20 protein-coding genes and 2 pseudogenes are annotated in these 26,061 nt (G+C 53.8%); 7 read left to right on the forward strand and 15 right to left on the reverse strand.

Going from position 1 to position 26,061, the window contains the following annotated elements:
• Window positions 1-276: 276 nt before the first annotated feature.
• The 6 genes from ACGHIZ_RS07600 to ACGHIZ_RS07625 form a co-directional block, all read right to left on the reverse strand.
• Complete coding sequence (locus ACGHIZ_RS07600; RefSeq protein WP_084591857.1) at window positions 277-1,422, reverse strand: glycosyltransferase family 4 protein; 1,146 nt, start codon at window positions 1,420-1,422, stop codon at window positions 277-279.
• A gap of 33 nt (window positions 1,423-1,455) precedes the next feature.
• The gene (locus tag ACGHIZ_RS07605; RefSeq protein ID WP_158558654.1) at window positions 1,456-2,316 is read right to left on the reverse strand and encodes a phosphorylcholine transferase LicD; all 861 of its coding nucleotides are present in this window, start codon (window positions 2,314-2,316) and stop codon (window positions 1,456-1,458) included.
• A 4-nt stretch (window positions 2,317-2,320) separates the two neighbouring features.
• Window positions 2,321-3,565 carry a polysaccharide biosynthesis protein gene (locus ACGHIZ_RS07610; protein WP_147326478.1) on the reverse strand — a complete coding sequence of 415 codons (1,245 nt, stop codon included), beginning with the start codon at window positions 3,563-3,565 and terminating at the stop codon, window positions 2,321-2,323.
• A 44-nt stretch (window positions 3,566-3,609) separates the two neighbouring features.
• A complete protein-coding gene (locus ACGHIZ_RS07615) occupies window positions 3,610-4,557 on the reverse strand; it encodes a glycosyltransferase (protein ID WP_158554631.1) in 948 nt (315 codons plus the stop codon).
• A gap of 108 nt (window positions 4,558-4,665) precedes the next feature.
• Window positions 4,666-6,735, reverse strand: a complete 2,070-nt coding sequence (locus ACGHIZ_RS07620; protein ID WP_390447267.1) for a L,D-transpeptidase family protein — start codon at window positions 6,733-6,735, stop codon at window positions 4,666-4,668.
• 42 nt (window positions 6,736-6,777) lie between these two features.
• Window positions 6,778-8,949, reverse strand: coding sequence for an NlpC/P60 family protein (locus ACGHIZ_RS07625; RefSeq protein WP_390447270.1), 2,172 nt, complete (start codon window positions 8,947-8,949; stop codon window positions 6,778-6,780).
• A gap of 165 nt (window positions 8,950-9,114) precedes the next feature.
• Here ACGHIZ_RS07625 and ACGHIZ_RS07630 point away from each other — a divergent pair, with 165 nt between their 5' ends.
• Together ACGHIZ_RS07630 and ACGHIZ_RS07635 are read left to right on the forward strand one after the other, a co-directional pair.
• Entirely contained in the window at window positions 9,115-10,887 is a 1,773-nt protein-coding gene (locus ACGHIZ_RS07630) for a phosphotransferase (protein WP_368141943.1), read from the forward strand.
• A 2-nt stretch (window positions 10,888-10,889) separates the two neighbouring features.
• On the forward strand, window positions 10,890-11,831 hold the full coding sequence (locus ACGHIZ_RS07635; RefSeq protein WP_117798349.1) for a DMT family transporter: 942 nt from the start codon (window positions 10,890-10,892) through the stop codon (window positions 11,829-11,831).
• 61 nt (window positions 11,832-11,892) lie between these two features.
• Here ACGHIZ_RS07635 and ACGHIZ_RS07640 read toward each other — a convergent pair whose 3' ends face one another.
• Window positions 11,893-12,246 carry a C39 family peptidase gene (locus tag ACGHIZ_RS07640; RefSeq protein WP_390449901.1) on the reverse strand — a complete coding sequence of 118 codons (354 nt, stop codon included), beginning with the start codon at window positions 12,244-12,246 and terminating at the stop codon, window positions 11,893-11,895.
• A 353-nt stretch (window positions 12,247-12,599) separates the two neighbouring features.
• Here ACGHIZ_RS07640 and ACGHIZ_RS07645 point away from each other — a divergent pair, with 353 nt between their 5' ends.
• A complete protein-coding gene (locus ACGHIZ_RS07645) occupies window positions 12,600-13,187 on the forward strand; it encodes a hypothetical protein (protein ID WP_390447275.1) in 588 nt (195 codons plus the stop codon).
• Here the strand turns inward: ACGHIZ_RS07645 and istB are convergent.
• Complete coding sequence (gene istB / locus ACGHIZ_RS07650; protein ID WP_055285406.1) at window positions 13,184-13,972, reverse strand: IS21-like element helper ATPase IstB; 789 nt, start codon at window positions 13,970-13,972, stop codon at window positions 13,184-13,186. The genes ACGHIZ_RS07645 and istB overlap by 4 nt on opposite strands.
• Complete coding sequence (gene istA / locus ACGHIZ_RS07655; RefSeq protein WP_390447279.1) at window positions 13,969-15,207, reverse strand: IS21 family transposase; 1,239 nt, start codon at window positions 15,205-15,207, stop codon at window positions 13,969-13,971. Before istA ends, istB begins: the two co-directional genes overlap by 4 nt.
• 124 nt (window positions 15,208-15,331) lie before the next feature.
• Here istA and ACGHIZ_RS07660 point away from each other — a divergent pair, with 124 nt between their 5' ends.
• Together ACGHIZ_RS07660 and ACGHIZ_RS07665 are read left to right on the forward strand one after the other, a co-directional pair.
• A complete protein-coding gene (locus ACGHIZ_RS07660; RefSeq protein WP_390447282.1) occupies window positions 15,332-15,988 on the forward strand; it encodes a hypothetical protein in 657 nt (218 codons plus the stop codon).
• Window positions 15,985-16,812, forward strand: coding sequence for an ATP-binding protein (locus ACGHIZ_RS07665; RefSeq protein WP_006235234.1), 828 nt, complete (start codon window positions 15,985-15,987; stop codon window positions 16,810-16,812). Before ACGHIZ_RS07660 ends, ACGHIZ_RS07665 begins: the two co-directional genes overlap by 4 nt.
• Before the next feature lie 90 nt (window positions 16,813-16,902).
• Here ACGHIZ_RS07665 and ACGHIZ_RS07670 read toward each other — a convergent pair whose 3' ends face one another.
• From ACGHIZ_RS07670 to ACGHIZ_RS07690, 5 genes and pseudogenes are all read right to left on the reverse strand, one after another.
• Window positions 16,903-18,708, reverse strand: coding sequence for a C39 family peptidase (locus ACGHIZ_RS07670; RefSeq protein WP_390447284.1), 1,806 nt, complete (start codon window positions 18,706-18,708; stop codon window positions 16,903-16,905).
• 100 nt (window positions 18,709-18,808) lie between these two features.
• Window positions 18,809-19,762, reverse strand: coding sequence for a hypothetical protein (locus tag ACGHIZ_RS07675; protein WP_390449904.1), 954 nt, complete (start codon window positions 19,760-19,762; stop codon window positions 18,809-18,811).
• A 75-nt stretch (window positions 19,763-19,837) separates the two neighbouring features.
• A pseudogene (locus ACGHIZ_RS07680) lies at window positions 19,838-20,542 on the reverse strand (glycoside hydrolase family 25 protein); the annotation flags it as partial.
• Window positions 20,543-20,804: 262 nt separating this feature from the next.
• A complete protein-coding gene (locus tag ACGHIZ_RS07685; RefSeq protein WP_390449907.1) occupies window positions 20,805-22,640 on the reverse strand; it encodes a hypothetical protein in 1,836 nt (611 codons plus the stop codon).
• A 21-nt stretch (window positions 22,641-22,661) separates the two neighbouring features.
• Window positions 22,662-22,718 (reverse strand): annotated as a pseudogene (locus tag ACGHIZ_RS07690) (hypothetical protein); the annotation flags it as partial.
• 170 nt (window positions 22,719-22,888) lie between these two features.
• Here ACGHIZ_RS07690 and ACGHIZ_RS07695 point away from each other — a divergent pair.
• Together ACGHIZ_RS07695 and ACGHIZ_RS07700 are read left to right on the forward strand one after the other, a co-directional pair.
• On the forward strand, window positions 22,889-23,944 hold the full coding sequence (locus ACGHIZ_RS07695; protein WP_390446657.1) for an IS1595 family transposase: 1,056 nt from the start codon (window positions 22,889-22,891) through the stop codon (window positions 23,942-23,944).
• Window positions 23,945-23,991: 47 nt separating this feature from the next.
• Complete coding sequence (locus ACGHIZ_RS07700) at window positions 23,992-24,207, forward strand: type II toxin-antitoxin system RelB/DinJ family antitoxin (RefSeq protein WP_390446660.1); 216 nt, start codon at window positions 23,992-23,994, stop codon at window positions 24,205-24,207.
• Window positions 24,208-24,560: 353 nt separating this feature from the next.
• Here ACGHIZ_RS07700 and ACGHIZ_RS07705 read toward each other — a convergent pair whose 3' ends face one another.
• On the reverse strand, window positions 24,561-25,781 hold the full coding sequence (locus tag ACGHIZ_RS07705; RefSeq protein WP_390447287.1) for a hypothetical protein: 1,221 nt from the start codon (window positions 25,779-25,781) through the stop codon (window positions 24,561-24,563).
• Window positions 25,782-26,061: the final 280 nt, after the last annotated feature.

Consider the following 26,061-nt stretch of genomic DNA (forward strand, 5'->3'; position numbering starts at 1 on the left):
GCGGTCTGGGTTGATACAGGCGAGGCCAACATGCAGCAGCGACGCGACGCCGGACGCTAGCAATAAATAGGCGCCGAGACCCATGTCGGCCCCAAAGCCAGGCGCAATAACAGCGGCGTGCTTCTTGATATTCAGCGGTGCTCAAGCGAGCAAATATTCATGAAATAGGAGGAATCGACAATACCAAAATCGGCACTTATATCCAACTTCACGCAAAAGCCGAACAAAAGCCCTTGATTATCAACTTCATCCGAACAAAAGCCAGCCAAGTATCACTTAGCAAATACAAAACGCCTTCTCGACATCCATAGCAGTGGCATCCCAGTTATATCGATTTTCAACAAGCGCCCTAGAGTTTCGAGACTGAAGAGAAAGCAGCTTTCGATCATCAAAAAGCCTGCATAATGCCGAAACCACCTCATCAGATGCCATGGACCGAATTATTGTGCCGTAGCTATCATCTAAGATAAGCTCGCGTGCCCCGCCCACGTCTGTTACCACTGCAGGCGTTCCGCAGGCTGAAGCTTCAAGAAGTACCGTTGAAAAGCCTTCGGAACGAGTTGGAAGACAAAGCACATCTGCTTGCTGAAGTAAGGAGGAAATATCCTCTGTGTTACATCTCCCAAGCCAAAACAAGTTAGACGAACAAGCTTCCTTGACCTCATTAGCCAGCGGACCATCCCCTGCAAGAACAAAACAAATATCACGCTTGGTAATATCTTTTGTGCGAGCCGCCTCAATAATTGAATAAATTCCCTTTTCAGGAATAAGCCGCCCGACAAAAGCTACAACCAAAGATGACTGAGGGATACCTAATTCAGATCGGAAATCTCTCCCCGAAGAAATACTCCTATAGAATGAGGCATTGATTGAGTTTGAAATTACGCCTTTTGCAGTGATATTAAAGTGCTGAAGCCATTCAACACTTTTAGAAGAAATCCCATAGAAATCAGGTTCAAACGACTTTACGCGATCAGTAATCCAATCTTCATATCGGCGAACAAAATAATCAAGAAATGGCTGATTGAAAGAGAGATACGCTGAGCCGTGGTCGAGAACAACAGCCTTAGCACTATGATCCGCAGCAAACTTCAGCCCTTCGAGCGAGAGAGGGAAAAGTCTCGTGTTTATCAGAACACCATTCCACTCATAATCATCAAGGGTTTGCAGGAGTCGGTAATAATCACTGGTTTTTTTGGGAAGAGGAAGTCTTCCATCAAGTAACGGAATGCAAGGAAGACGAATTACCTCCAGGCCGTTTTCGACTGAATGACCGACTCCCACGCGCATCGAATCATTAGTAACGATAACCACCCTATCGCCGCGTGCAGTCAAGGCGTGAGCGAGACCATCGACAAAATTACCAATTCCACTAAGTTGCGGGTGATAATGGTGAGTGAAAATACAAATAGAGGAGCTCATCACATAACCTCATCTGATATAGATGTCATATCCTTAATTCTGTGCCGTCCAGACTTCCCCATCTCCAAAGTCGAGCAAGAGCGGAAGATGGGTATGTCGATTATCCGGTGACGGTATTTTTTTCCAATCGCCATACATCGTTGTAAGATATTTATCCGTCATACGAGGAACAGGGAATTCACTGCCTTCGAAAACCGCACTGCTCAGAGGGAAAATCTCTGAAATAGGCACTGGCGCCATATTCGGCCAGCTTAACGTCAGACAGTAATCAGAGACCTCACCCGTATTTGAGTCGGCAATACAGGAATCGAACAAATCCTGGTAAGAGCATGCGCCTCGAGAAACCAGTTGTTCCACCACGTGCATAGCAGAACAACCAATTTGCTCGAGTTGACCAAGGAACCCTTTATGAGGGACAACAATGGAAGAAGAATGATATAAATAGGCTCTTTTCTGTGCAATTGATGCAGTTCGGACTTGCTTTGCACGAAGGCGTTTATCTGTATAGAGCTGGTCATATGGAAAGATGTCGACAAAAATGCCCATCGAACTGGAAGCCTCTCGAGCCTCTTGATTCTCGAAGCGAGTTCCATCGCGATACACCTTAGCAAACATCGCAGCATAGCCAGTAGTATTCCGCGATGTATGGAGCGAATATCCTTCCGGTAACCCACCCTCGGCTAAAGAGCAAAAGCGGTCATAATCTGAACGCATCATTCCGATATCTATATCATCATCCCAAGGGATAAACCCCCTATGACGCATTGCTCCTAAACATGTTCCACCGTCAAGCCACCACCTGATGCCGTGCTTAGAGCAGAATGCGGCGACAACCTGAAGGATATCCAATTCAGTGTTTTGAAGCTTTAATAGCGCGTGAGCTTTAGACATCATCGGCCTATCTCTTTTCCCCGAACCATTGTTGCGTCTGTTTCCCCAAAACAGAAGACTGATAAATAAGGCAAATGGCATTGGATATAAGCGCCGATACAGTAGGGCCATTTAAGCCAAACAGCATTTGCGCAGGAGCCATAACAGCGACAGCACTAATTAAGGACAGCATGCTGCCAACAAATACCCCTCGGTAATTATCAAGAGAAACCAACAAATCGTTGACAAACCAAGCGATGCCAGTCAAAAAGGCACAAGCCAACATAGGCTGAAGGAGATCGGTATGTTTAGCTATTCCAGCGCCATAAAACAGTGACAGCAATAATTTACCGAAAAAGAAAAGGGCAACTGAAGATATGACACCGACAAAAAAGATGCCAGCAAGTATTTTACCTATGAGCGAAAAAAAGGACTTTTCTCTAGAATGGTAACGCTCTACTAGATAACCTAATAAAGGATTATAAATATAGGTCGCACCCATTTGGATAATTGCCACAGGTGCAGCAACTGATGCATAAATACCCAGAGCAGAATCTCCGAATGAATAAGATAAATACTGCCTGGGAATATTCGGCGCCGCAGAAGCAGCAATGCCGCCCAGAACGATGGGCAAACAGCTACATAGGAAGGCTCTGACCTTCGCTCGGCTAATTCCAAGCTTGATTGCAGAAATCCGATTTGATCTTGGATAATCGTAAATAACTCCGATGCCTATTGTCACTACCGTCATAAGCAACAGTGCACCTTCGAGGCTATTAAAAAATCCAAAGACAAGAATGAATGAAAGGAGAGAGCCGATGCCCTGCATTATGAGGGATTTCCCAATATAGTCCATCCTATGACCAACCTGATCATTAGCATGCATGACATCAATGACTAAGCCAGCGGTTTTATAGAGAGCATACAGAAGAATAGCGGGCACCGTACCAATACGACACGTTGCAATGGAATAGACGGCTAACATTGCAAACGCTATAAAAGTAGTAAAGAAACGAAAAGTCAGGTATTCACCAGCAGAGTTTTTCCTTTCAACATCTGCAATTTGCACCGTGTACATCCTGTATTGGGCTAATTGAGAAAACATGTTGAAAATAGACATAGCCAGCGAATAAATGCCTGCAGCACTATATCCATCAGACAGCCGAACGACCAAAATGGTGATAAGCCACTGACAGCCTAAATTAGTCAACGAACCGACGGTATTCCAGAACATATTATGTTTAATCGAAAGAGTCTTCTCTGTGGCCTTCACAAATATAAGCGCCCTTCTAAACCTGTCGAAATGAGGATACGGAGCTATCTCGCAGCTTTAAGTTCTTTTAAAATCAAAATAAACAGCCAATTCGGCATAAGACGTATAATGATATCTGCTTTAGCGATAGACGGGCAAGCTCGTCGGTATTTAAGTAAACCAATTATGGAGCGCCGCTCCCTTGCTTCAGCGAACCCCAATATTTCCTTTAGATGCGGTGAATCGGGAAATCTATCGGCAAATCGCCTAGCAGTATCAACCCTGTTTTTAACTCTTGTCGAATACCAATCATCTTTTGAAGAAACACCTGCAAGGAATCCAGTTTCGTTACCACCATGTCGACGATACTTAACCAAAGGAGTCATAGTAAAGCTGCACTTCCCCAGTTCACTGCAACCCAATGTCAACCACAAGTCATGTGCAGTCGATTCCGGAAAGGGAATCATCGACTTCGCCGCACTCGCATCTAACATGAGAGCCATACCAATGCCGTAACATACGCTTGCGGCCTGTACAGTAATATCCTCTCCAGAGCACCAATTTACTTCCGGCGAATTAGGATGAGCTTTCCTATAACTCTTTACCAGAATATTTCCGTTTTCGTCAATTACCGATCTATCACAAACATCTAGAATTGAGCCTTCTTCTAGCATATGGTTGAGCGAAACTTCAACTCTATTAGGCTCCCAAATATCATCCTGATCGCAAAGTACTACGTAATCCCCTTCCGCCAAGGAGAGCAGCGCCTCGAACGATTTGACATAACCGAGATTATTATCACCGTGATAATACCGATAGGCGTTTTTCGTTATATGCGCTTGGATAAACCGCTCTAATGAATCCGATTCAGGGCAGTCATTTCTAACTAGAAGCGTAAGCGGAAACGTTTGTTTATCTATCGAATCAAGTTGTTCCGCGAAAAACTTAAGATCGGGTTTATAAGCTGAGAGAAGTACGCATACGCCAATATCATTTCCCATTTCTATTTCCAAAAATCCTCCCAAATTCATTGCTTAAAGATTATCAAAGCACCTTCAGTTAAAAGAAACTCTTTTAAAAATAGAGTATTTATCCCTGTCTCTTAAAACGAGTGCCTAATATCAATAAGTAACAACCTTTGTTCCATAAGGAATGTTATCGTAAATCCATTTTGCATTCTGAATCTCAAGGCGTACGCATCCAGCAGAGGATGGAACGCCCATCGTGGGATCCATCACGCGGTTGCTGTTGACGTAGTAGGGTGAGGAATGGAATAAGTAATCACCATAGAACTGCGTGTAGTAATAGCAAGTATATCCATGCCCAAAGGAGTATCCCTTACCGTAGACTTGATACTCCCCTATCACCGTAGGCGTGCTAGCTTTTCCCGTCGAACATACATATCGACGGTTTAAGGACCAGTTATTCCAGGATCCAGTGTAAATACTCGTAACGCAACGTGACGTATCGACAAGTATCAGCCAATTTGTATTGCTTGAATAACTTTGAGCCTTAGCATCCATATAGTCTGACACCCACGCGCCGTTAGCCATAAAGAAATTCCAGGATCCGTCCACAACGCGCCAGCCAGTAGCCATAGCTCCACTAGCATCAAGCCAATACCAGGTGGCGCCCAGATTGAGCCATCCTGTCTGCATATAACCAGACGAATTCAAGTAATACCAAGATCCGTTAACGGCAACCCAACCGGTTTTCATAGCATAAGTGGACGGATCTAAATAGAACCAGGAGCCATCCTTGTACAGCCAGCCAGATCGTGCATAGCCAGCGGTCTCATCAAAAAAGTACCATTTTCCGTTAACGTTCTTCCATCCAGCGCAGGGGGAGCCATCGGTTGAATCAGCATAGAACTTACAGCCTCCAAGCATCACAAACCCGTGAGCTTCGGCCAATTCGCCATCGCCGTTTGATGTAAACAGTTTTCCATTACGCAATGCTCCACACAATGAGCAATCAGAACCAGCAAAAGCCTTAGATGGCTCATCCTGAACCGAGTCCTGGACATCTACCCATTCACGACAAGCAACAGCGCCTGAAGCTTTTGCATAATAGCTTTTCCCATTTACAGAAAAATGACCAAGAAGCATTTTACCGTCGGCGGCAGGATCGAGATAATAGTATTGACCACCGTCCTTCAGCCATTCAGTCTTTATAATGCCCGACGCTTGAGAAGGCTCAGCGTAATACCAGTCTCCATCGCTCATAAACCAGCCAAGTGACAACGCTCCCGTTGAAGAAAAATGATACCGGTTGGATCCGATGACATAAAAGCCGGTAGCCATTCTATTGTCATTTGCGACATCGAGCCAATACCAAACGCCATTCACCAAACGCCAGCCCGATGCAAGTGCGCCGGAACCGTCAGCGTAATACCAGTCCGTCCCATCAAACGCCCAACCAACAGCCATTGCGCCGGAATCCGATAAATAGTAACGAGACGAACCGACAGAAACGATTCCTCTAGACATAACACCATCATTGGCGGGATCAAGCCAATACCAGTTATTGCCAGTTTGAAGCCAGCCGGTTAAGACTTCACCATTGCTACCCCAATACCATAAACCGTTATCAAGGCACCATCCATTAATCAGTCCATAGGTTCCAAGAAGATAAGGGTGCCCATCAATAACACGTCGACCAGTAGCCATAGAACAGCTGTTAAGGGAGTCAAACCAGTACCATTGGTCTCCAATAAACTGCCAGCCACTTGCCAAAGCGCCTGACGGACCCGCGTAATACCACTTATTTTCAGTAAAAATCCAGCCGCAGCTCATTGCGCCGTCACGAGCGGGGTCCAAGTAGTACAGCGAGTCGTCAATATTCTGAATTCCGGTCAAACGACAGCCATCTAGATAGTAATACCAGGACAAACCGTTCCATTGCCATCCAGATAGTTGTTCTGTAGTCGACGGGTCATGGCTTTCGACAACCTGTAGGCTCGAATCTTCCGTTGTTTTGCCGGCACAATCGCTGGAGTCTTGAGAGCAACCGCCACCGACCAATGCTCCCGGCCCACCTGTCGAGTCGCGCTCTACGACACCGTTATCCGCCCCCTCTTCCACGGCATAAGCAGTGCAAGAAAATGCGGGGGCTATAACTGAGAGTAAGGCGGAAAATAGCATCAAGCCAATTACTCGCCAGCAAATTCGATGATCAATCCGAGCATTCATTTCAGGCCCCCAACCGGTACCGACTGTCTTGCAGGGAATCTATTAAATAAACGGACGAGCTGCGCCGATTACATTTCCCCTTGCACTAATAGGATGAATTCCGACACCTTGATGAGGCCAGGAATCAATCATCAAGCCGCCGCCAAGTGCAATTGCAATATGACCGCGGTAATAAATCACATCGCCGCGTTGAATCGAGCTCGTGCTCACGGGCATAAAGATATTGCTTCGATACCAATTCATGGAATTATAGGTTTGGCTTGGATCCCAGCGATGGTTATAAGGGTTGTAAACACCCATATCCATGCCAGTAGCATAAAGGCACTGCAAGACAAAACCAGAGCAATCAACAGCTCCACCGGGAGCGGTAGACCAAGGCTCAATATATTGCGTACCAATATACTCATAGGCGCGCTGGATAAAGGCGTTCACGCAATCTTCCCGCGTTGCTTCGACAGAAATGCGAGAAGGGGTCACATAGGTAAAGTATCCGGTGCAATAGCCAGGCAGCCGAACAGTCCAAGAACTGACCTGAGGATACTGGGATGGATTTTGCCAGCCAACTTTGTCGCACTGTCCATCGCTCCAGAAAACTCGACGAACGCCATCGATGGTCCTTGCGCCCGTTGCCATAGCGCCGCTGCCGTCTAACCAATACCACTTACCCGAATCTTTAAGCCAGCCAACATGCATGCTTCCATTGGACTCAAGGTAATACCATGTTCCATTCAGGCATTTCCAACCAGTTGCCATTTTTCCGTCAGCGTTTAGGTAATACCATGCACCGCCAGTAAAAACCCATCCGGTCTTCATCACGCCAGAATCGGCATCAAGCCAATACCAATCGCCGTCAATCTGCAGCCATCCAAGATGAATGGCACCCGTTCCGGGCTCAGCGTAAAACCTAAGATTTGCGACATTAACCCAGCCGGACGCAACCTGCCAACCATCAGCTCCAGCGGTTTTTAGGATAGTGCCGTTTTCGCGAATCACATCCTTGCAAAGATATCCATTATCATTAGCGTATCTTTGAACGCCGTCATTAACGGTAACCCAGCTTGAAACCACAAGCCTACCGCTCTGGTTTGCAAAACAATCGTTGCCGCCCACCTCAAATAAGCCCGTTTTCATGAGATGGCTAACAGGGTCCAGGTAATACCAGCTCGTGCCCTCTTTATACCAGCCAGAAATAAGTGCACCAGATTGGGAGGCGAAATACCAGCCGTCCTCGACCTGAGCCCAACCAACAGCCATAGCCCCGTTAGGCTTTAAATAATAAGCTGCATTGCCAAGGTCTAAATACCCAACGGACATCTTACCATCGGAGGCTGGGTCGAGATAATACCAAGCGCCGTTAACGAGTTTCCAGCCAGTAGCCGCAATACCGTTAGAGCAGTAATACCAATCTGCTCCGTCTTTGTACCATCCATTTGCGAGGCCATAGTCACCAAAAATGTAGGTTCTTCCATCAATCTTTTGACGACCCTTAAACATGATGAACGTCTGTGGGTCAAAATAATAGCGAGCTCCACCTATCGTTTGCCATGACGAAGCAAGGGCACCCGATAAATAAGCCCAGTACCAATTCCCGTCAACGAGAATCCAGCCGGTTTTCATAGCACCAGTGGCATCTAAATAGTATTTCCCGCTCCCGAGGTCGACAAAACCAACCTGCATTATATGGGTGGCAGGATCCAGGTAATACCATGTGCCGTCTTGATAAAACCAACCGGCAGCTAAATCGCCTCCAGCATTGGCATAAAACCAATTTCCATCTGAGTTACGTAGCCAGCAGTTCTGATATAGCGCGCCAAAAGGCGTTGCGGTATTGCCGTCATTCGCATAAAACGAAGCAGTCGATCCGCCAGCATCGGTCACATTGAAATAACCTGTCTGCATTGCACCATCATTGGCTGGATCAAGCCAATACCAATAGCCCCCGCTTTGCAGCCAGCCAGTTTGGTGTTTACCGTTTTTTCCGTAATACCAAACTCCAGACGACTCGTCTCGTTGCCAGCCATCTTTTATGACGGAAGAATTATCAGGTTGCAAATCATCGGAAACCACAGAAGAAAAATCCGCTTTTGACTCAATACTCTGAGCCTCAACGGAATCCTGTGCAAACGCGACATTCGCACTCAGGGGCAAGCAGCAAGCAGTGATTAATGACGCAGCAGCACAAACAAGCGTGGCCTTCTTTTCGAATCGATACATAAGCGACCCTCCCAGATGTCTCATTTATTTATTTTAATCCACATTCCAGGATTGATTTTCGTTACTGTCTGTTCAGTCTATGTAGATAAATATATTAAATTGAACATAACGTTCAATCATTCTATTCTTTCACTAAGCAATGAACATCTTAATTGGAGGCCTGCAGTGGAACTGACCAAGCGTAACTTTACTGTTCTGTACGAATACCTAAAGAACCCATATGCCAGCCAGCGAGAAGTTGCCGAGCGCACTGGCCTCTCACTTGGATCGGTAAACGCAGCAAATAAAGAGCTTACGAATGAGGGCCTTCTCGAATCGGACAGCCTAACCGACAGCGGTTACGAAGCACTTCACCCCTATAAGGTTGAAAACGCAGTGATATTGGCTGCGGGGCTTTCGAGCCGCTTTGCTCCCATTTCGTATGAAAAGCCCAAAGGCCTTTTAAAAGTGCGTGGTGAGATCCTCATTGAGCGACAGATTAGGCAGCTGCAAGACGCGGGCATCAGCAATATCACCATCGTTGTTGGCTATAAAAAAGAGTATTTCTTCTATCTTGAAAGCAAGTTCGGCGTTTCGATTGTCGTCAACAACGAATATGCATCCAAAAATAACCACGCATCGCTTATGTGCGTAAAAGAGCGGCTTGGCAACACCTATATTTGCTCAAGCGATGATTACCTTCTAAACAATCCGTTTGAAGCATACGTTTGGAAAGCATTTTATTCTGCTCAATATGCTGAAGGCGCCACCAAAGAATGGTGCATTCAAACCGGAGCAATGGACAGAATCACCAATGTTACGATTGGCGGTTCCGATGCTTGGTATATGCTCGGACATGTCTACTTTGATAAAGCCTTCTCGCTTGCGTTTAAGCAGATTCTCGAAACGGAATATAACAAGCCCGAAACAACGGACAAGCTTTGGGAAGATTTATATATCGAGCACATCAAGGAGCTCGATATGGTGATCAAGAAGTATCCTGAGGGCGAGATCAACGAATTCGATTCTCTTGATGAGCTGCGTGCCTTTGATCCGCATTTTATCGAAAACGTTGACTCCGACATTTTCGATAACATCGAGCAAGTGCTCGGCTGTTCCAAATCAGAGATTCACGACGTTTATCCCCTTAAACAAGGCCTTACGAATCTATCGTGCCACTTTAGAACCAATGATGGAGAGTACGTTTACCGCCATCCGGGAGTCGGAACCGAACTGCTTATTAACAGAAATGGAGAAGTAGCCGCACTTAAAAAGGCCAAGGAACTCGGCCTTGACGATACGTTCATTCATGAGGACCCAAAGCGCGGTTGGAAAATTTCGAAGTTTGTACCCAACGCAAAGCAGCCTGATCCGCACGATGCTGCCCAAATGAATCGAATGATGCAGATGTGTCGTTCGCTTCACGAGAGCGGTGCAAATGTCGAAACCGAATTTGACTTCTACCTCGAAGCGAAGCGCTACGAATCACTTCTTCTGGAAAAAGGTCCCATCGACATTCCAGGCTACAGGGAAATGGCCGCCGAAATCGATGAATTGGAGCACTTTGTTCAGGCCGACAATGCGCCAAAATGCCTTTGTCACAATGACTTCTTTTACCTCAATTTCCTTATCGATGAAAACGACAAGTACTATCTCATTGACTGGGAATATGCTGGCATGAGCGATTACGCGAACGATTTTGGAACGTGCAGTGTCTGCTGTGAGCTTTCCGAAGATGAAGTCGACCGCGCGCTTGATGCATATTTTGGGCGCAAGGCAACAAACAACGAAATTGCGCATAACTATGCGCACATTGCCCTTGCAGGATGGTGCTGGTACCTCTGGTCTCTTCTGAAAGAAGCCGAAGGCGACTTCGTGGGCGAATGGCTCTATATCTACTTCAATTACGGTGCCAAATACCTTAAAAAGGCACTGGAGATCTATCGGAAAGGTGAGTAACGATGCAATTCGGCTTTTTTAGCGGTCTTCTTTGGGGCCTTGATACAGTAATTCTTGGAATCGGCTTGGCGCTTGCGCCCTATATTGGATCGGCGGAAGCGCTTGCATGCGCCTCCATTGCGGGATCCTTTCTCCATGATGCCTTCTGTGCAATCTGGCTCTTTGGCTACATGGGAGTCCGAGGCAGACTGAAAGACACGCTCGCTGCACTTAAAACTCGTTCGGGCAAGGTCGTCATCGCCGGCGCTCTGCTCGGTGGACCTATCGGAATGACCGGCTACGTATTGGCAATTAATAACATCGGAGCTGCCTACACGGCAATCATCTCCGCCTTCTATCCCGCAGTCGGAGCATTCCTTTCCTTCGTGCTGCTGAAGGAGAAAATGGGCAAAGGCCAGATTCTTTCCCTTCTCGTTGCTCTTTGCGGCGTAATGACGATGGGCTATCTATCGGCCGGGTCGAGTGAGATTGCAAATGCCCCCCTCGGCTTACTCGGGGCGGTGCTTGCCGTTATTGGATGGGGATCCGAAGCGGTGCTGTGCGCATGGGGAATGAAAGATGATGCCGTTGATGACGAAACGGCTTTGCAAATCCGCGAAACTACAAGTGCACTTGTTTATGGAGTGCTCGTACTCCCCCTCTTCGGAGCATGGCATTTCACGTTGGGCGCTATCCCAAGCATGCCCACATTGATTATTGCACTCGCCGGACTCGCAGGAACTGCATCCTATCTGTTCTATTACAAGGGCATTGCGGCAATCGGAGCAGCGCGTGCGATGGCTCTGAATATCTCCTATTCGGCATGGTCAGTGGTCTTTGGCCTGATCTTGCTTGGAACAATTCCCGACATGGCATCCGTAATCTGCTGCGTTGTAATTGTATGCGGAACAGTTTTGGCAGCCAGTAACTGGGACGAACTATTTGGACGTAAGAAGACGGCGTAGCTAGATTAACAAAGTAGCAAAAGGGGAGAGCTCGTCGAGCTCTCCCCTTTTAGCATCATGGCTATTCAATTACCACGGCCTGGCTATCCATCTGTTGCCACGTGCCGAAGAACACTTGGGCATTTCGCGTAACATTGCCGTTAATCGAATCCGAAAGATAGACAATTCCCTGCTCGTCATCATAGCCTTTAAGGACTACGGCATGATTACCGCCCCACAGACCATAGGAATGCCCGTTATACCAACGCGCAGCATAACGGCCTCCTGGCCAACTTCCCCATTCGGTATTCCACATCTCAACAGGTTGACCACAGGTCAGCCTGTTCTTAATGGAAGAAATTGACGAGAAAGAAACGTCTTTTGCCTGCTTGCCACTTCCAGCAGCACGCAGAAAGTTATTACCAGCAATAGTAATCGCTGTTAGCGCCGGGCGATTTTAGCCGCTAATAGTCAAACTATTTTGACCAATCCCGGTCACCGAATAATGGCCACCGTGCCTCCCCGCCGCCACTACGCTGGTGGTGCCAACACGCCGGCGTTAGGAGGACCATTGAGGTGAACGAGAGACACGATGACCTACAGGAGATTGTAGACGCGGCGCTCCGGGAGATGGCCGCGGAGGAGGGCGACGGGTTCGACCCGCAGGCATGCAACCTCGCGGAGTTCTGCAGGAGGACGGGGCTCACCCGCTCCCGCGCGAGGACGGTCAGGGCACACGGGTTCAGGGCCCTGCCCCACGGGAACAGCGGGAGGAGGGCCGCGCCGGGCGTGCTCGCCGGCCACACCGGCCTGGTGGACGACCTCCTGCGGAAGGGCGTCACCAACTCGCAGGTGATATTCGAGCGGCTGCTCGGCCAGGGCTACGCCGGCGGCCTCACCACGGTGAAGACCTATATCGCCGCGCACCGGGACCTCGTGCCCGCGAAGAGGCGGCAGGCGGCCCCGCAGGGCTGCCGCGGCCAGCGCTTCAGGACGGCGCCCGGAGAGGCCTACCAGATGGACTGGGGCTTCGTCGCGGTCGAGCGCCCTGGCGGGGAGCGGGCGCGGATCGCCTGCTTCGCCATGGTCTGCCACCATTGCGGGGGCGCCCACGTCGAGTTCTTCCCGAACGCGCGCCAGGAGAACCTCCTCATCGGGATGCTGCACGCGTTCTCGGCGCTGGGCGTGCCCGCGACCGTGCTCACCGACAACATGAAGAGCGTGGTCGTCCGCCGCGATGCCGACGGCCGGCCCGTCTGGCAGGCCGATGTTAGCGTCAATATAATTTTCACCATTTTCACCAACGTATTTTCGCCAATCGCGCCAACGCGGATGCGCCGGATTCGCCAACGCGGATGTGCCGCTTTCGGCGCCTAGGCGCCCTCCTCCTTCCCGTCCTCACCGCCGATGGACACGTCCTTCAGGCGGTACGACCGGCCCGTTATCTTGATCATCGCGCAGTGGTGGCACAGCCTGTCGGCGACCGCCGAGGCCGTGACGTTGCTGCCGAACACGTCGCCCCACCTGCCGACCGGCACGTTGGTCGTGACGATCGTCGACCGCTTGAGCGCGTAGCGCCTGTTCACCAGCTGGAACAGAAGGTCGGCGCCCTCCTTCCCGATATCGAGGTAGCCCAGCTCGTCTATTATCAGCAGGCTGCAGTGCTCGTAGAACCGCATCCTGCGCGCCAGCGCCTCCTTCGCCGAGGCGTGCTTGAGGTCCTCGACCAGCCTCGAGCAGTCGGCGAAGTACACCTGCTTGCGGGCCATCACCGCCTCGTGGCCTATGGCTATCGACAGGTGGGTCTTGCCGACGCCCGGGCTGCCGACGAGCACGACGTTGTCGCCGCGGTCGACGAACTCGAGCGTGGCCAGCTGCTCGACCAGCCCGCGGGGCACGCTCGGCTGGAAGCCCCAGTCGAAGTCGGCCAGCGTCTTTATGTAGGGGAAGTTGGCCATCCTCGTGCGGCGCTCGTCGTCGGCGCGCCGCTTGAGGGCTATCTGGGCGTCGGTGAGCTCGAGCATGGCGTCGACCAGGCTCTTCCTCCCGTCGGCGACGAGCCTGACGTACTCGGGCACCGACGACGCCATGCCCTCGAGCCCCAGCTCCTCGAGGTTGGCCGCCAGGCGGTTGAGCGGGCTGGCCTGCACCGCGGCGCTCACAGCGAGCCCCCTATCGAGTCGAGCAGGCCGAGGTTGGCGGCGGCGGCCGCCTCGATGTCGCCGGCGGCGTCGCCGAACCAGCGCTTCCCGGCCATGGCCTCGGCGTAGTGCGCCGGGTCGTAGGCCGGCCCGCCCGCCACGTGCGTCGCCACCAGCTCGCCGCCGACGTAGCAGTCCATCGCGCCGCCGGGCATGCAGACGATGCGGGCGGGCCTGCCGATGCAGCGCCTGGGCACCGACATGGGCTCGCCGTGCGCGCTGACCAGCATCGTGGCCGGCACCCTGGCCACGCGCACCACGTCGCCCATCGCCTCCTCGAGGGCGCGGAGGTTGCCGACGGGCAGCAGCGCGTCCTTCTCCTCCATGAACAGCGCGGAGGGCGGCAGCCCCGTGGTCTCGTTGGGCTCGGAGTTGCTGGCGTCCTCGATCCGCGCGATGATCTCGTCGATGTCGTCCCAGCCGTCGAAGTCGCCCTGGTAGGCCGCGAGCCGCGACAGGAAGCGGTTCGACGACTCGACCTTGCCCTTGGTCTGGGGGCTGCGCGGGCGGCACAGCTTCAGCTCGAAGCCGGCGGCCTTGGCGAACTCGTATGCGCGCTGGACCTTGAGGCGCCTGCCGCCCTTGACCGTCACCAGGGCGGACATGTTGTCCGTGACCCACTCGCGGGGCACGCCGCCGAGCCTCGCGATCGTGGCGTACATGCATCTGACCAGGTCGTCGGTCGTCCTGGTCCCCGACCGGATGAATATGTGCCTGCGGGAATGGCCCAGCGTCGCCGCGAACACGTTGAACTCGAACAGCTCGCCGTCGCGGTTCGCCATCTTGACGGACTCCTTCCAGTCGAACTGCAGCTGCAGTCCGGGCGGCGTCTCGAAGCGCGGGTGCGGCTCCGGGCCGCCGGAGGCCCCGACGGCGATGCCGTTCTTGCGCATGAACTGGGTGAAGGCGTTGTAGCCGGCCAGGTCCTCGCCGGGATACCTGTGCAGCAGCCACTCGTGGATGCCCTTCTTGGTGACTCCCGGCAGCTGCGCCTTGGCGGCCACCTCCTCGATGTGCGCGTCGAACGAGCCCGCCCTGTCGCCGCGCCCGTCGCGGGGCCGCCCGCCCTCGGCCCTCCAGTACGACGCCACGGTGTGCCTGTCCTTGCCGTAGCGCTTCGCTATGTCGCTGAAGTTGGGCTTTATGCCCGCTTCCCTGTACATGTCCAACTCTCCGATCAGGTTCTTCTCCGCCACGGTCGCTCCTCCCGAAAGCATCGTCCGCTTGTCGGTCGAAGCGTAAGCCCCGGCGTTGGTGGAAATGGTGAAAATGCGTTGGCGCGATTGGGGAAATTGCGTTGGCGGAATCGGCTAAAGTGCGATGGCGAAATTGGTTGTTTTTACAGTAGCGCTAACAGCCGACTACGCCGAGTTCATGGGCGTCGTCGGCTTCCGCACCAGGTTGTGCAGGCCGCGCCACCCCTATACGAAGGGCAAGGTGGAGAGGCTCGTCCGCTTCGTGAAGGGGAACTTCCTCGCGGGAAGGTCCTTTACCGACCTTGACGCCCTCAACCGGGAGGCCGCCCTCTGGTGCGCCGAGCAGGGAGGCCGCTGGCGGCGCGCGGCGGCATGCGTCCCGATGCGCGAGCACGAGGCGGCGTGCTCGGCGAACACCAGGCCGCTCGAGGTCACGGCCGAGGTCGAGCGGTACCTGTGCCCGCGCCGGAAGATCTCCTTCGACGGCTTCGTGAGCTTCGAGGGGCACCGCTACGGCGTGCCCTACTGGTACGTCCGCCGCGAGTGCAGGGTGAACCGGGAGGGGCGCGTGGTGCACATATACAGCGACGACCTCTCCCGCGAGCTCGTCGCCCACGCCGTCGGCACCGGCGCCGACAGCTGGTGCGAGGGGCAGTGGGAGACATCGCCGGCGCAGCCCGAGGAGCTGCCGACCCAGCCGGTGGGGACCGTGGTCGAGCAAATCGCCCCGCCCAGGACGAAACCCGGTTTCGAGAGGTTCGACTTCGGGAGGGCCGAATGATGGCGGGCGCGGGGGCGAGCCCCTACGAGCTCGCGAGCGACGCCGCGTCGAGGCTCGGGATCGCCGTCGGGGCGGAGGAGCTCGCGACCCTCGCCTCGGACCTCGACCTCGGCGACGGGGAGATGGCCGCCGTGGCAGCCACCTTCTCCTACCTTGCGGAGAAGAGGAGGCTCGCCTCCATCGAGACGCTGCTGAGGCTGAGCAGGCTGCCCAGGCGCGAGCCCAAGACCTTCGAGGGCTTCGACTTCTCCAGGATCCAGGGCCGGGACGCGGCCGCGCTGGGCAAGCTCCCGTCGCTGGCCGACCTCTACGCGCACCGCAACGTCGCCTTCGTCGGGCCCGGCGGCATAGGGAAGACGCACCTCGCGCAGGCCTACGGGCGCGAGTGCTGCATGCGGGGGCTCAAGACCTACTACATAAAGGCGACCGAGCTCAGGGACAGGTTCCAGAAGGCCGTCCAGCGGGGAAACACCTCGCGGGTCGTCTCCTCGCTCGTCAAGCCGTCGTGCCTCATCGTTGACGAGGTGGGGAGATGCGTCTACGACAGGCCGTGCACCGACCTGTTCTTCGATGTCGTCGACAGGCGCTACGAGAAGGAGGGGCCGAACGCGATGGTCCTCACGAGCAACATCGCCCCGAGCGGGTGGGATGAGTTCTTCACGGGCGACGACACGCTCCTCTGCGCCCTCGACAGGCTGTTCGACAAGGCGTCGGTGTTCGTGATGCGGGGCCCGAGCTACCGCGGCAGGGAGCTTGACACCTACTCGGTGGAGGCCGTCCCCCAGGCGGTGAAGGTGAGGGGGATCCAGCCCGAGGGGATGTAGGAATGCGATAGGAAAGTCATAGATGCGGGCGTGTTGGCTAAAATGGGTCGGCCGGGATTGGTCAATCTCGGCCGACTATATTTGGCTAAATTATTCCGGCGCTAACATCGCAGGTGCGACGCATCCCATGAGACCCCCGCTGCTACGCCTTGGATTGCCATCAAAAGCGGTAACAAAATTGCCATTGCTTCCCTTGGGCAAATAGTAATCCGCAATAATCGTCTTACCTAAACCGAAACCATAGTAGTTAAGCAAGTTTGTAAGGGCAACCGACTCACAGCCAGTAGGAAGTTCCGGGTACTGCGAATAGCACGGGACATCGACCCAAGCGCCAACCATTGCGCCGGATGAACTGAACTTGTAGTCAGTAGAGCCGATCCAATACCAACCGTTACTCAACATTACTCCCCCACGCGCGACATCAAGGTAATACCATGTGCCCCCAAGGGAAAGCCATCCCGTTTTCATCGCGCCAGAAGCGGAATCCAGCCAGTACCAGTTGCTGCCATCGTTAAGCCAGCCGGTCGCCATTCGACCATCCGGGTTAAAGTAATACCAAGACCCAGCAATTTGCTGCCACCCAGTCAGAATTACTCCACTAGCAGAACAATAATATCGAGCACCCTGACTCTCAATCCAACCAGTTCTGGCATTACCGTCGTCGTCAATCAGCTGGATTCCCGAATCGGTCATGATGCCTTTAAGGTCAATTGCGCCGCTGGATGACGAATGATACATCCAAGACCCATCACCGTTTGACCAGCAATTAGCCATCATCTTGCCGGTACTATTAAATATGTATTCACATGATCCGATAGTTTGAACGCCCGTGGCCATGGCGTGCGTCGAGGGATCGAGCCAGTACCACGCACCGTTTAGGCTGAGCCAGCCGGAGGCGAGGGCGCCGGAGCCAGTCGCGTAGTACCAGGTCCCGCCGTCGAGGACCCATCCGGTCGCCATCGCGCCGGAGGCGCTGAACCAGTACGCTGAGCCGTTGCACGCGTGGAGGCCCGTCGCCATGGCGCCGCCCGCGTCGGGGTCGAGCCAGTACCAGGAACCGCCGGTGTAAAGCCAGCCGGTCGAGGCGATACCGTCAGCGAACCAGTACCAGGAGCCGTCGACGAGGCCCCAGCCGTTAAGGGGGCCGCAGCTGCCGAAGTAGCGGCGGACGCCCTGCGCGTCCGTCTGGTAGCCCGTCAGCATGGCACCCGTCCGGGCGTCGAAGCAGTAGGGCACGCCGCCGACGGATACGGGGCCGCGCGCCAGCGCGCCGGAGCCAGTCGCGTAGTACCAGGTCCCGCCGTCGAGGACCCACCCGGTCGACATCGCGCCGGACGAATTAAACCAGTACAGGGAGCCGTTGCACTCGTGAAGGCCGGTAGCCATGGCATGGGTGGAGGGATCAAGCCAGTACCAGGCGCTGCCGACGTAGGCCCAACCGGAGGCGAGGGCGCCGGAGCCCGTCGTGTAGTACCAGGTACCGCCGTCGAGGACCCACCCGGTCGCCATCGCGCCGGAGGCGTCAAACCAGTACGCGGAGCCATTGCACTCATGGAGCCCAATGGCCATGGCATGCGTCGAGGGGTCGAGCCAATACCAGGCCCCATTGGTATAGAGCCAGCCAGAATGCAACGAGACCGGATTGACTGAATCCACATAGAACCAGTTGCCGTCAAACGAATTCCAACCCAGATTCCATTTAACGGATTCTTGAGCAGGACCATCATCAATTGAATCGGAAGGAGAAAGAGTCGAGGGGACGGATTGCCGCTCAAAATCAGTAGGGATGGAGGAGCTTATGGGTTCTGCGTTCGCGATATCAACCACACCGGGTCCAGCGAGCAGTAGAGTTGAAAGAATGATTAGGATTAATGTTATTTGCTTTTTCCTTGCCATGTGCAGCCCCCAGTAGTTACCGATTTTTATATAAACATAGTCTACAAATGGATAGCTAAGAGCAATATGTAATTAGAGAAAAGCAATTAAGGAAGAGTTGCTAGCCGAGCCAAGCGCCATTACTAGCAAAAGAGTATTTCACCCCATCGATTTCTTGAACACCCGTAGTCATAGCGTGCGTCGAGGGGTCAAGCCAGTACCAGGCGCCGCCGACGTAGGCCCAGCCGGAGGTGAGGGCGCCGGAGCTCGTCGCGTAGTACCATGTGCCGCCGTCGAGGACCCATCCGGTCGCCATCGAGCCGGAGCCGTTGAACCAGTACATGGAGCCGTTGCACCCATGGAGCCCGGTGGCCATGGCGTGCGTCGAGGGATCGAGCCAGTACCACGCACCGTTTAGGCTGAGCCAGCCGGAGGCGAGGGCGCCGGAGCCAGTCGCGTAGTACCAGGTGCCGCCGTCGAGGACCCATCCGGTCGCCATCGCGCCGGAGGCGCTGAACCAGTACGCTGAGCCGTTGCACGCGTGGAGGCCCGTCGCCATGGCGCCGCCCGCGTCGGGGTCGAGCCAGTACCAGGAACCGCCGGTGTAAAGCCAGCCGGTCGAGGCGATACCGTCAGCGAACCAGTACCAGGAGCCGTCGACGAGGCCCCAGCCGTTAAGGGGGCCGCAGCTGCCGAAGTAGCGGCGGACGCCCTGCGCGTCCGTCTGGTAGCCCGTCAGCATGGCACCCGTCCGGGCGTCGAAGCAGTAGGGCACGCCGCCGACGGATACGGGGCCGCGCGCCAGCGCGCCGGAGCCAGTCGCGTAGTACCAGGTCCCGCCGTCGAGGACCCACCCGGTCGACATCGCGCCGGACGAATTAAACCAGTACAGGGAGCCGTTGCACTCGTGAAGGCCGGTAGCCATGGCACCGCCCACGTCGGGCTCGAGCCAGTACCAGGTGCCACCCTGGCACAACCATCCGGTATACGCTTTGCCGTCAGAGGTTGCGTAATACCAAGTGCCCTCTTTTAACTGCCAGTAATAAAGAGAGACATCAACATACGCGTAATTCATATCAACGTTTCCGCTAATACCAGAAACTTTTCCGCGGCTTGTATACTGCCAAAAGCTGTAACTGCCGGTATAGTGACATTGGGAGTTGTATTGAGCAATCCAATGATCCCAAGAACCGCTCTTAAATACAGGGTCGGTCAATATATTGTTAAACCAATTTAGGTTTGCATAAATGCCTGGCTTATATCCAGCACTAGAAATCTTATTACAGAATATCTGAGCTCTAGATGCAATTCCGGATTGACGGCCATCTGCAATAATTGTCTTGTCCTCAAGATCGTAATACACCGGTAGCCTAGGATTGCGCCCCGATAGGCAGTCAATCACCATGGACGCCTCATCGGCTGCCTGTTGATTATCAAAAGCATATGAATAGATATAGACGCCGTAAGGAATTCCGAGTCGCTCGCACTCAGAAATATTTCGATTAAATTGATAGTCAACTCGACCGCCCCAAGATGGAGCGCCAAATCCAACACGCAGTATAGCGAAATCGATACCAGAAGCCTTAACAGCATTCCAGTCAATACGTCCTTGATGCTCACTGACATCGATGCCCTGCGCCGTAGCCCCATCGGGAAGAATGTCCATGGACAATAAGGCTATTCCATCTTCTTCGGAAGAAGCATCCTCTGCGACCAATTGTCCATCCTCATAACGCCAGGAATTCTCAACTAGGGACCGCGCAGCTTCCGCGTTCGAGGGAAAAACAAACACAGAAATGGGCGCAAGGACCATCAGCACCAACAATGCCGAAAATAACTTAAGATGTTTGCTCATGTAAACCTCGTCATTCGTTCTTGTTTGCGTCTAGCTTACAGCATGGCTGTGAAAGATTTCCGAACATCCAACTGGACAAGGCGCCATCTAGGACGACAAATAACTGCACGCAATACCACAATGTAAACAAGAACTTCCCAGCAAGGTGAAACCAAGGACTCCTGGTCCCTACTCTTTGCCCAAAGAATGCCGACATCAGTTAGCTTTCAAACTAGATGTCAAAAAGGCAGGGGGCCCAGAGAGTCCCCTACAACTCGGAATTCTAACGAATCAATATTACTTTCGATGGACCCAAAGCAGTCAAACCAGAAATACGGTTTCCATAACCGTCACTATGCCAAAACAAGTTTTCGCTCGGCGAATTGCCCCAGAAAAAACCGATATGACTATCGTCCGCATATGGATTGTAAGGATTGAAAAATACAATATCCCCCTTACGAGCCAAACCACTACGCAACAACTCATCAATAGAGTTGAAATAAGTCACGTTCGCGCATGTATCGATAGCGTAGCCATACCAACGATACGCGTTAACGCAGCCGCCCCTTCCGGGACCCCCACTCCAAGGCGAATGGCTCTGCTCAGCGGCAATGGGAGCTAAATTACCGCCCGCCTTCATATATGCATGCGATACAAATCCGCCGCAGTTCATACCGGTATACCCGTCCCAACGAGGATCACCCTTTGGATACATGCATGATTCTTGGCTAAGATGCGTATCATAGCGTGTTCCACGGTAATAGCCGTCGTTTTCGTGGCTCATAAGCCAATTGACCAGGCTGGACCTATTGACCCCCAAAACAGAACCAGACGTATTCAACCATGCACCGCTTGCATTGAAGTAGTAGTCAACGCCATCGATTTTCAGCCACCCATTAGCAAACATGGCACCCGAAGGCTGGAGCCAGTACCACGTACCGCCGTCATTAAGCCATCCAGTTTTCATCTTGAATGTGGAAGGGTCCATCCAATACCACGCACCGTTGACATATTGCCAACCAGACTTAAGGACACCATTGGAAGATGCGTAGTACCAAGTATTACCGTTTTCATCAGAAGCGTCATTCGACATAATCCAACCAGATGCCACATTAACGACACCGTTTGCGTCCGCATAGAAAACTGCGTCTCCAATATGAATTGCACCTGGCAATGAAGACAAGTCGGCACGATCGGCGATTACGGGAGATCCATCAGATGAAGTAGGCAACGGCTCGCTCAGTGCTCCAGACGAATTCGCCCATGACATACCGTCGCTCAAGTTGATCCAGCACGAAGATGCCATCGCACCAGAATCATAAGAATAATAGCGCGTGTCGCCTACCGTATATTCACCAGTACGCATTGCGCCGGACACCTCATCAAGGTAATACCAGGCGCTTCCGGACTTTATCCATCGCCCTCGTTGAATTGCTCCGCTTGATGCGGCGTAGTACCAAGTATTATCAGCAAGTGCCCAGCCTGTTGCCATGGCACCTGAACTCGTAAGGAAATAGGAGGATGTACCCACTTGCACAAAGCCCGTGAGCATAATATGGCTTCCTGGATCCAGGTAATACCAAGAATTCCCTAGAAGTAACCAGCCTCCATGCAGCAAGCCGTTGGAGTCAGCGTAATACCAGTTGTTGTCAATAAGCGCCCACTGGGAGGAGAGCATGGCCCCCGATCCGTTAAAGATATAAGGGGTTCCATTGCATGCATTCAACCCGGTGGCCATAGAACCGTCCGCAGGATCAAGCCAATACCAACGGCCCCCATCCGAGAGCCAGCCCTTTACCAGGGCGCCAGAGCCGGAAAAATAATGCCAGACGGAAGCATCAAGATGCCATCCGATAAGCATTGCGCCAGAAGAGGAGAATCCATACGTAGCTCCCCCGATCTGCAGCATCGAGTCGTGGACCATCTTGCCTTCATCATCCAGCCAATACCAGTTGTTGCCGTCTGAAAGCCAGCCTTTTACCATGGCGCCAGAACTGGAGAAATAACGCCAAGCAAAAGTGGAGCCCGTAGAATCTAGGTACCAGCCGACACGCATTGCACCCGAAGAGGAGAATCCATAAGTCGCACCCCCGACTTGGACCAATCCATCCTGAGCCATTCGACCTTCGTCGTCGAACCAGTACCAGCTACCGTCTATATGTCTCCAAGAAGAAACAGCGATCGTTCCGTCGGACAAGCCCCAACGCCAAAAACCAGCCCCTTCTTCGGGTGATATCCACCCCTGATGCCAAACAATTTGATTCGAAACCTCAGAAGGGATCTCATTAGGCTCTGTTAGACCAAGGTTGACATAAAAACGATGTCACCGCGAGGCGGTACCCTTCAATTAACGTCGAAGGAGCGCCCATGGATGCAGACGACCTGGTCATCACCCTCAAGAAGAGCCTGGCGAAGCTCAGCAGGACCGAGCGCCGTAAAGCCGTCGAGTTGGTCGGGGACGTCGTCCGCGCCGCCATGTTCGACGATGCGGCGGGAGATGGCTATGAGGTAGAGCGCTGCCCCCGTTGCGGCTCGGTCGCTATCGTCAAGAAGGGCAAGTCCAGGAACGGCGAGCAGCGCTACCTCTGCCGCGACTGCGGCAGGACGTTCTCCGGCTCCACCGACCGGATCCTCGGCACGAGCAAGTTGCCCCGCGAGACCTGGATGGCCTATGCCGAGTGCTTCGCCCTCATGCTCCCTCTCCGCGAGTGCGCCGGCCGCTGCGGTGTCTGCCTCAAGACCGCCTACACCATGCGCCACAGGCTCATTGAGTGCCTGAAGGAATACTCGCCCACGTTCCATGTGGGGCAGGGGCAGGCTTGCGAGCTCGACGAGACGTACTTCCCCGAGTCCTTCAAGGGCAACCATTCAAAAGGCTCCTTCACCCTGCCGAGAAAGGCTCGCCACCGCGGCAAGCAGGTCCACAGGCGCGGCCTCTCCCGCGAGCAGATCTGCGTCATGACGGGCGTTAGCGACACGGACGCCACCTTCTTCGAGGTCTCGGGCCGCGGCGTTGTCTCGCGCAAGCGTGCGGCGGAGGCCCTTCGCGACCGCATCGGCGCGGGCGCGGTCGTCGCCACGGACAAGGCGACCGCGTACATCGACGTGCTGCGCGACCTGAAGGTCGCCTCGCATGAATCCTATGATTCCAAGGACCGCTCGGAGGGCACCATCAACCGCATCAACGCCGTCCATTCGCTCCTCGGCTCGTTCATGGCCCGCTTCAAGGGAGTGTCCACCAAGCACTTGGGAGCCTACCTCGACTGGTTCCGCTGGTGCCGCACCTTCATGGCGGCGGGTTCGCGCGCGGCGGAGTCCACGGTCGCCCGCCAGCTCGCCAACGGCTCCTGCTCGACCCGCGTCCGCGACATGTTCGGCCTCGAGCCTCCCCTCATGGACTACTGGGACGGGCGGGCGGCCTAGCGAATTAAAATGGTGGCCACGGAGCAGCGACCGCGGAAGGAGCGGCAATGACATCGAACGTCCCGGCCACCACGATAAGAATCGATCCCGAGGTCAAAAGGGAGGCCGCAGCCGTGCTCGACGAGCTCGGGCTCTCCATGTCGGGCGCCATGAACATATTCCTCAGGGCGGTGATCCGCGAGGGCGGCCTGCCCTTCGACGTCAGGCTGGGATCTGAGGGGAAGGCTGACGGGGAGGGCGGGGACCGCGATGGACGGGGGTAGCCCGATTATTTTCCGGTTCGACGAACAGCCGATCGTGTCAAATTTGGTCTAACAGAGCCTCTCATTATCCATCTGAGAGTTCTGCTCGACAGCGAAGGTCGATTCGCGCTGAACATCAACGCCTGACTCGACAGAAGCAATAGCAACGTTAGATGCGGGACCTTCGTCAGTGTTATTCAAATCAAGGGCGTATAACATCGAGGGCGAACCCAAAAGGAGCCCCAAAGAAACAAGGCCCGAAAAGACCAGCACCCCGAATGACCATTTCTTCATAGCAGCACAGTATCCAATCACGCAGTGGCCCCGTCACCTCAGGGCAACGGGGCCTCAATCAAAACTAGCTCAGTAATGTACTAGCCAATTTGCTGGCAGTTTTTGCACTCTCGTGAAGCGCCATGCCTCTGGGCCTCCTGGATAGAGATCTGCGAATAGCCCTTTGCGTCCTTGCCAACGGTACGGCACTTATGCGTATGGTAAACATGGCTACCGCTCTTGTACCAAACTAAACCGTAGCCCGGAATCCACTTGCCGTCCTCGCCGACATAGTAGGAGCCAACCCAGGCATTCGTAGCCATGGCACCGGAAGACTGGAGGTAGTAGTCGCCGACCCAGGCGTCGTGGGCCATAGCGCCGGAACCGCTAAAGTAGTACCAGGCGCCGCCGACCTGACGCCAGCCGGTGGCCATCGCGCCGGAATCGTCGAACCAGTACCAAACTCCACCAACGTTAGCCCAAGAGTTAGAGGCCATAGCGCCCGAACCTCCGAGCCAATACCACGTGCCGCCATTGCTGAGCCAGCCGGTTGCCATGGCGCCCGAACCGCTCGCATAGTACCAAGAGCCGCCTGCCAAGAACCAGCCAGTGGCCATTGCACCGGAGTCGCCGAACCAGTACCAGGAGCCGCCGAGGCTGCGCCAGCTGTTAGCGACCATGGCGCCCGAACCGTCGAGGTAGTACCACGTACCGCCGATGTTGAGCCAGCCAGTGGCCATCGCACCGGAAGCGTTGGCGTAGTACCACGTCCCCGAAACGTTGATCCAGCCGGTCAGCATGACACCATACTCGTCGAAATAATACCAAGTTCCACCGATATTATGCCAACCGGTCAGCAGTTCGCCACTGGAGGTCGCATAGAACCACTTTCCATAGATGGAGTCATAGAGCCAGCCGCTATGCTGCATGCGGCCATCGGCGTTGGCACCAGGGGTGTTCAGGAAGTAGTTCTTGCCGTCAATCTGAACTCGGCCGTATGCCATATCATGGCTTTCGGGGTAGAAGTAATACTTGTCCCCACCGATAGACTGCCAGCCCGACACCGCGATCCCGTCAGCGCCAAAATAGTACCAGACAGCTTCGTATTCGTTATGCCACTGGTTCGTGACCATGGCGCCAGTTTCGGGATCGAAATAGCGAAGGTTGCCGTCCTCGCACCGAACGAGTCCAGTCTTCGGACGACCGTCGGAACACCATTCCGTAATCGGTCCACCGTCTCCGCCACCGCCAGCAATATCAGCAAATGAGGGCACCGGGGCAACCGTCATGCAGGCAGCGGCAAATGCAACAACTCCCAGCACTGTTAGTCCGCGCCATCTTTCTCGAAGGTTTTTCATACGACATCCTTTCTCCGAGATTTAAGGCTCTCTTAAGTTATTTTTAAACTATCAATTCAGTATTTCAACGGGAAATCGATAAAAGGTGTCTTTGTGACTGCAATTTAAATATGAGTCGCCACACCTCAATCGTTACGCTGAATAGCTCCTAAGGCAAACTTAGCGCATGAGCGAACCGATTTAATACAACCACCTGTAAAAATCTTGAGGCACGTTTTCGATATGACAAGAGCTGCTTGAACGA

The sequence above is a fragment of the Collinsella sp. i05-0019-G5 genome (assembly GCF_042851345.1).
Taxonomy (GTDB): Bacteria; Actinomycetota; Coriobacteriia; order Coriobacteriales; family Coriobacteriaceae; genus Collinsella.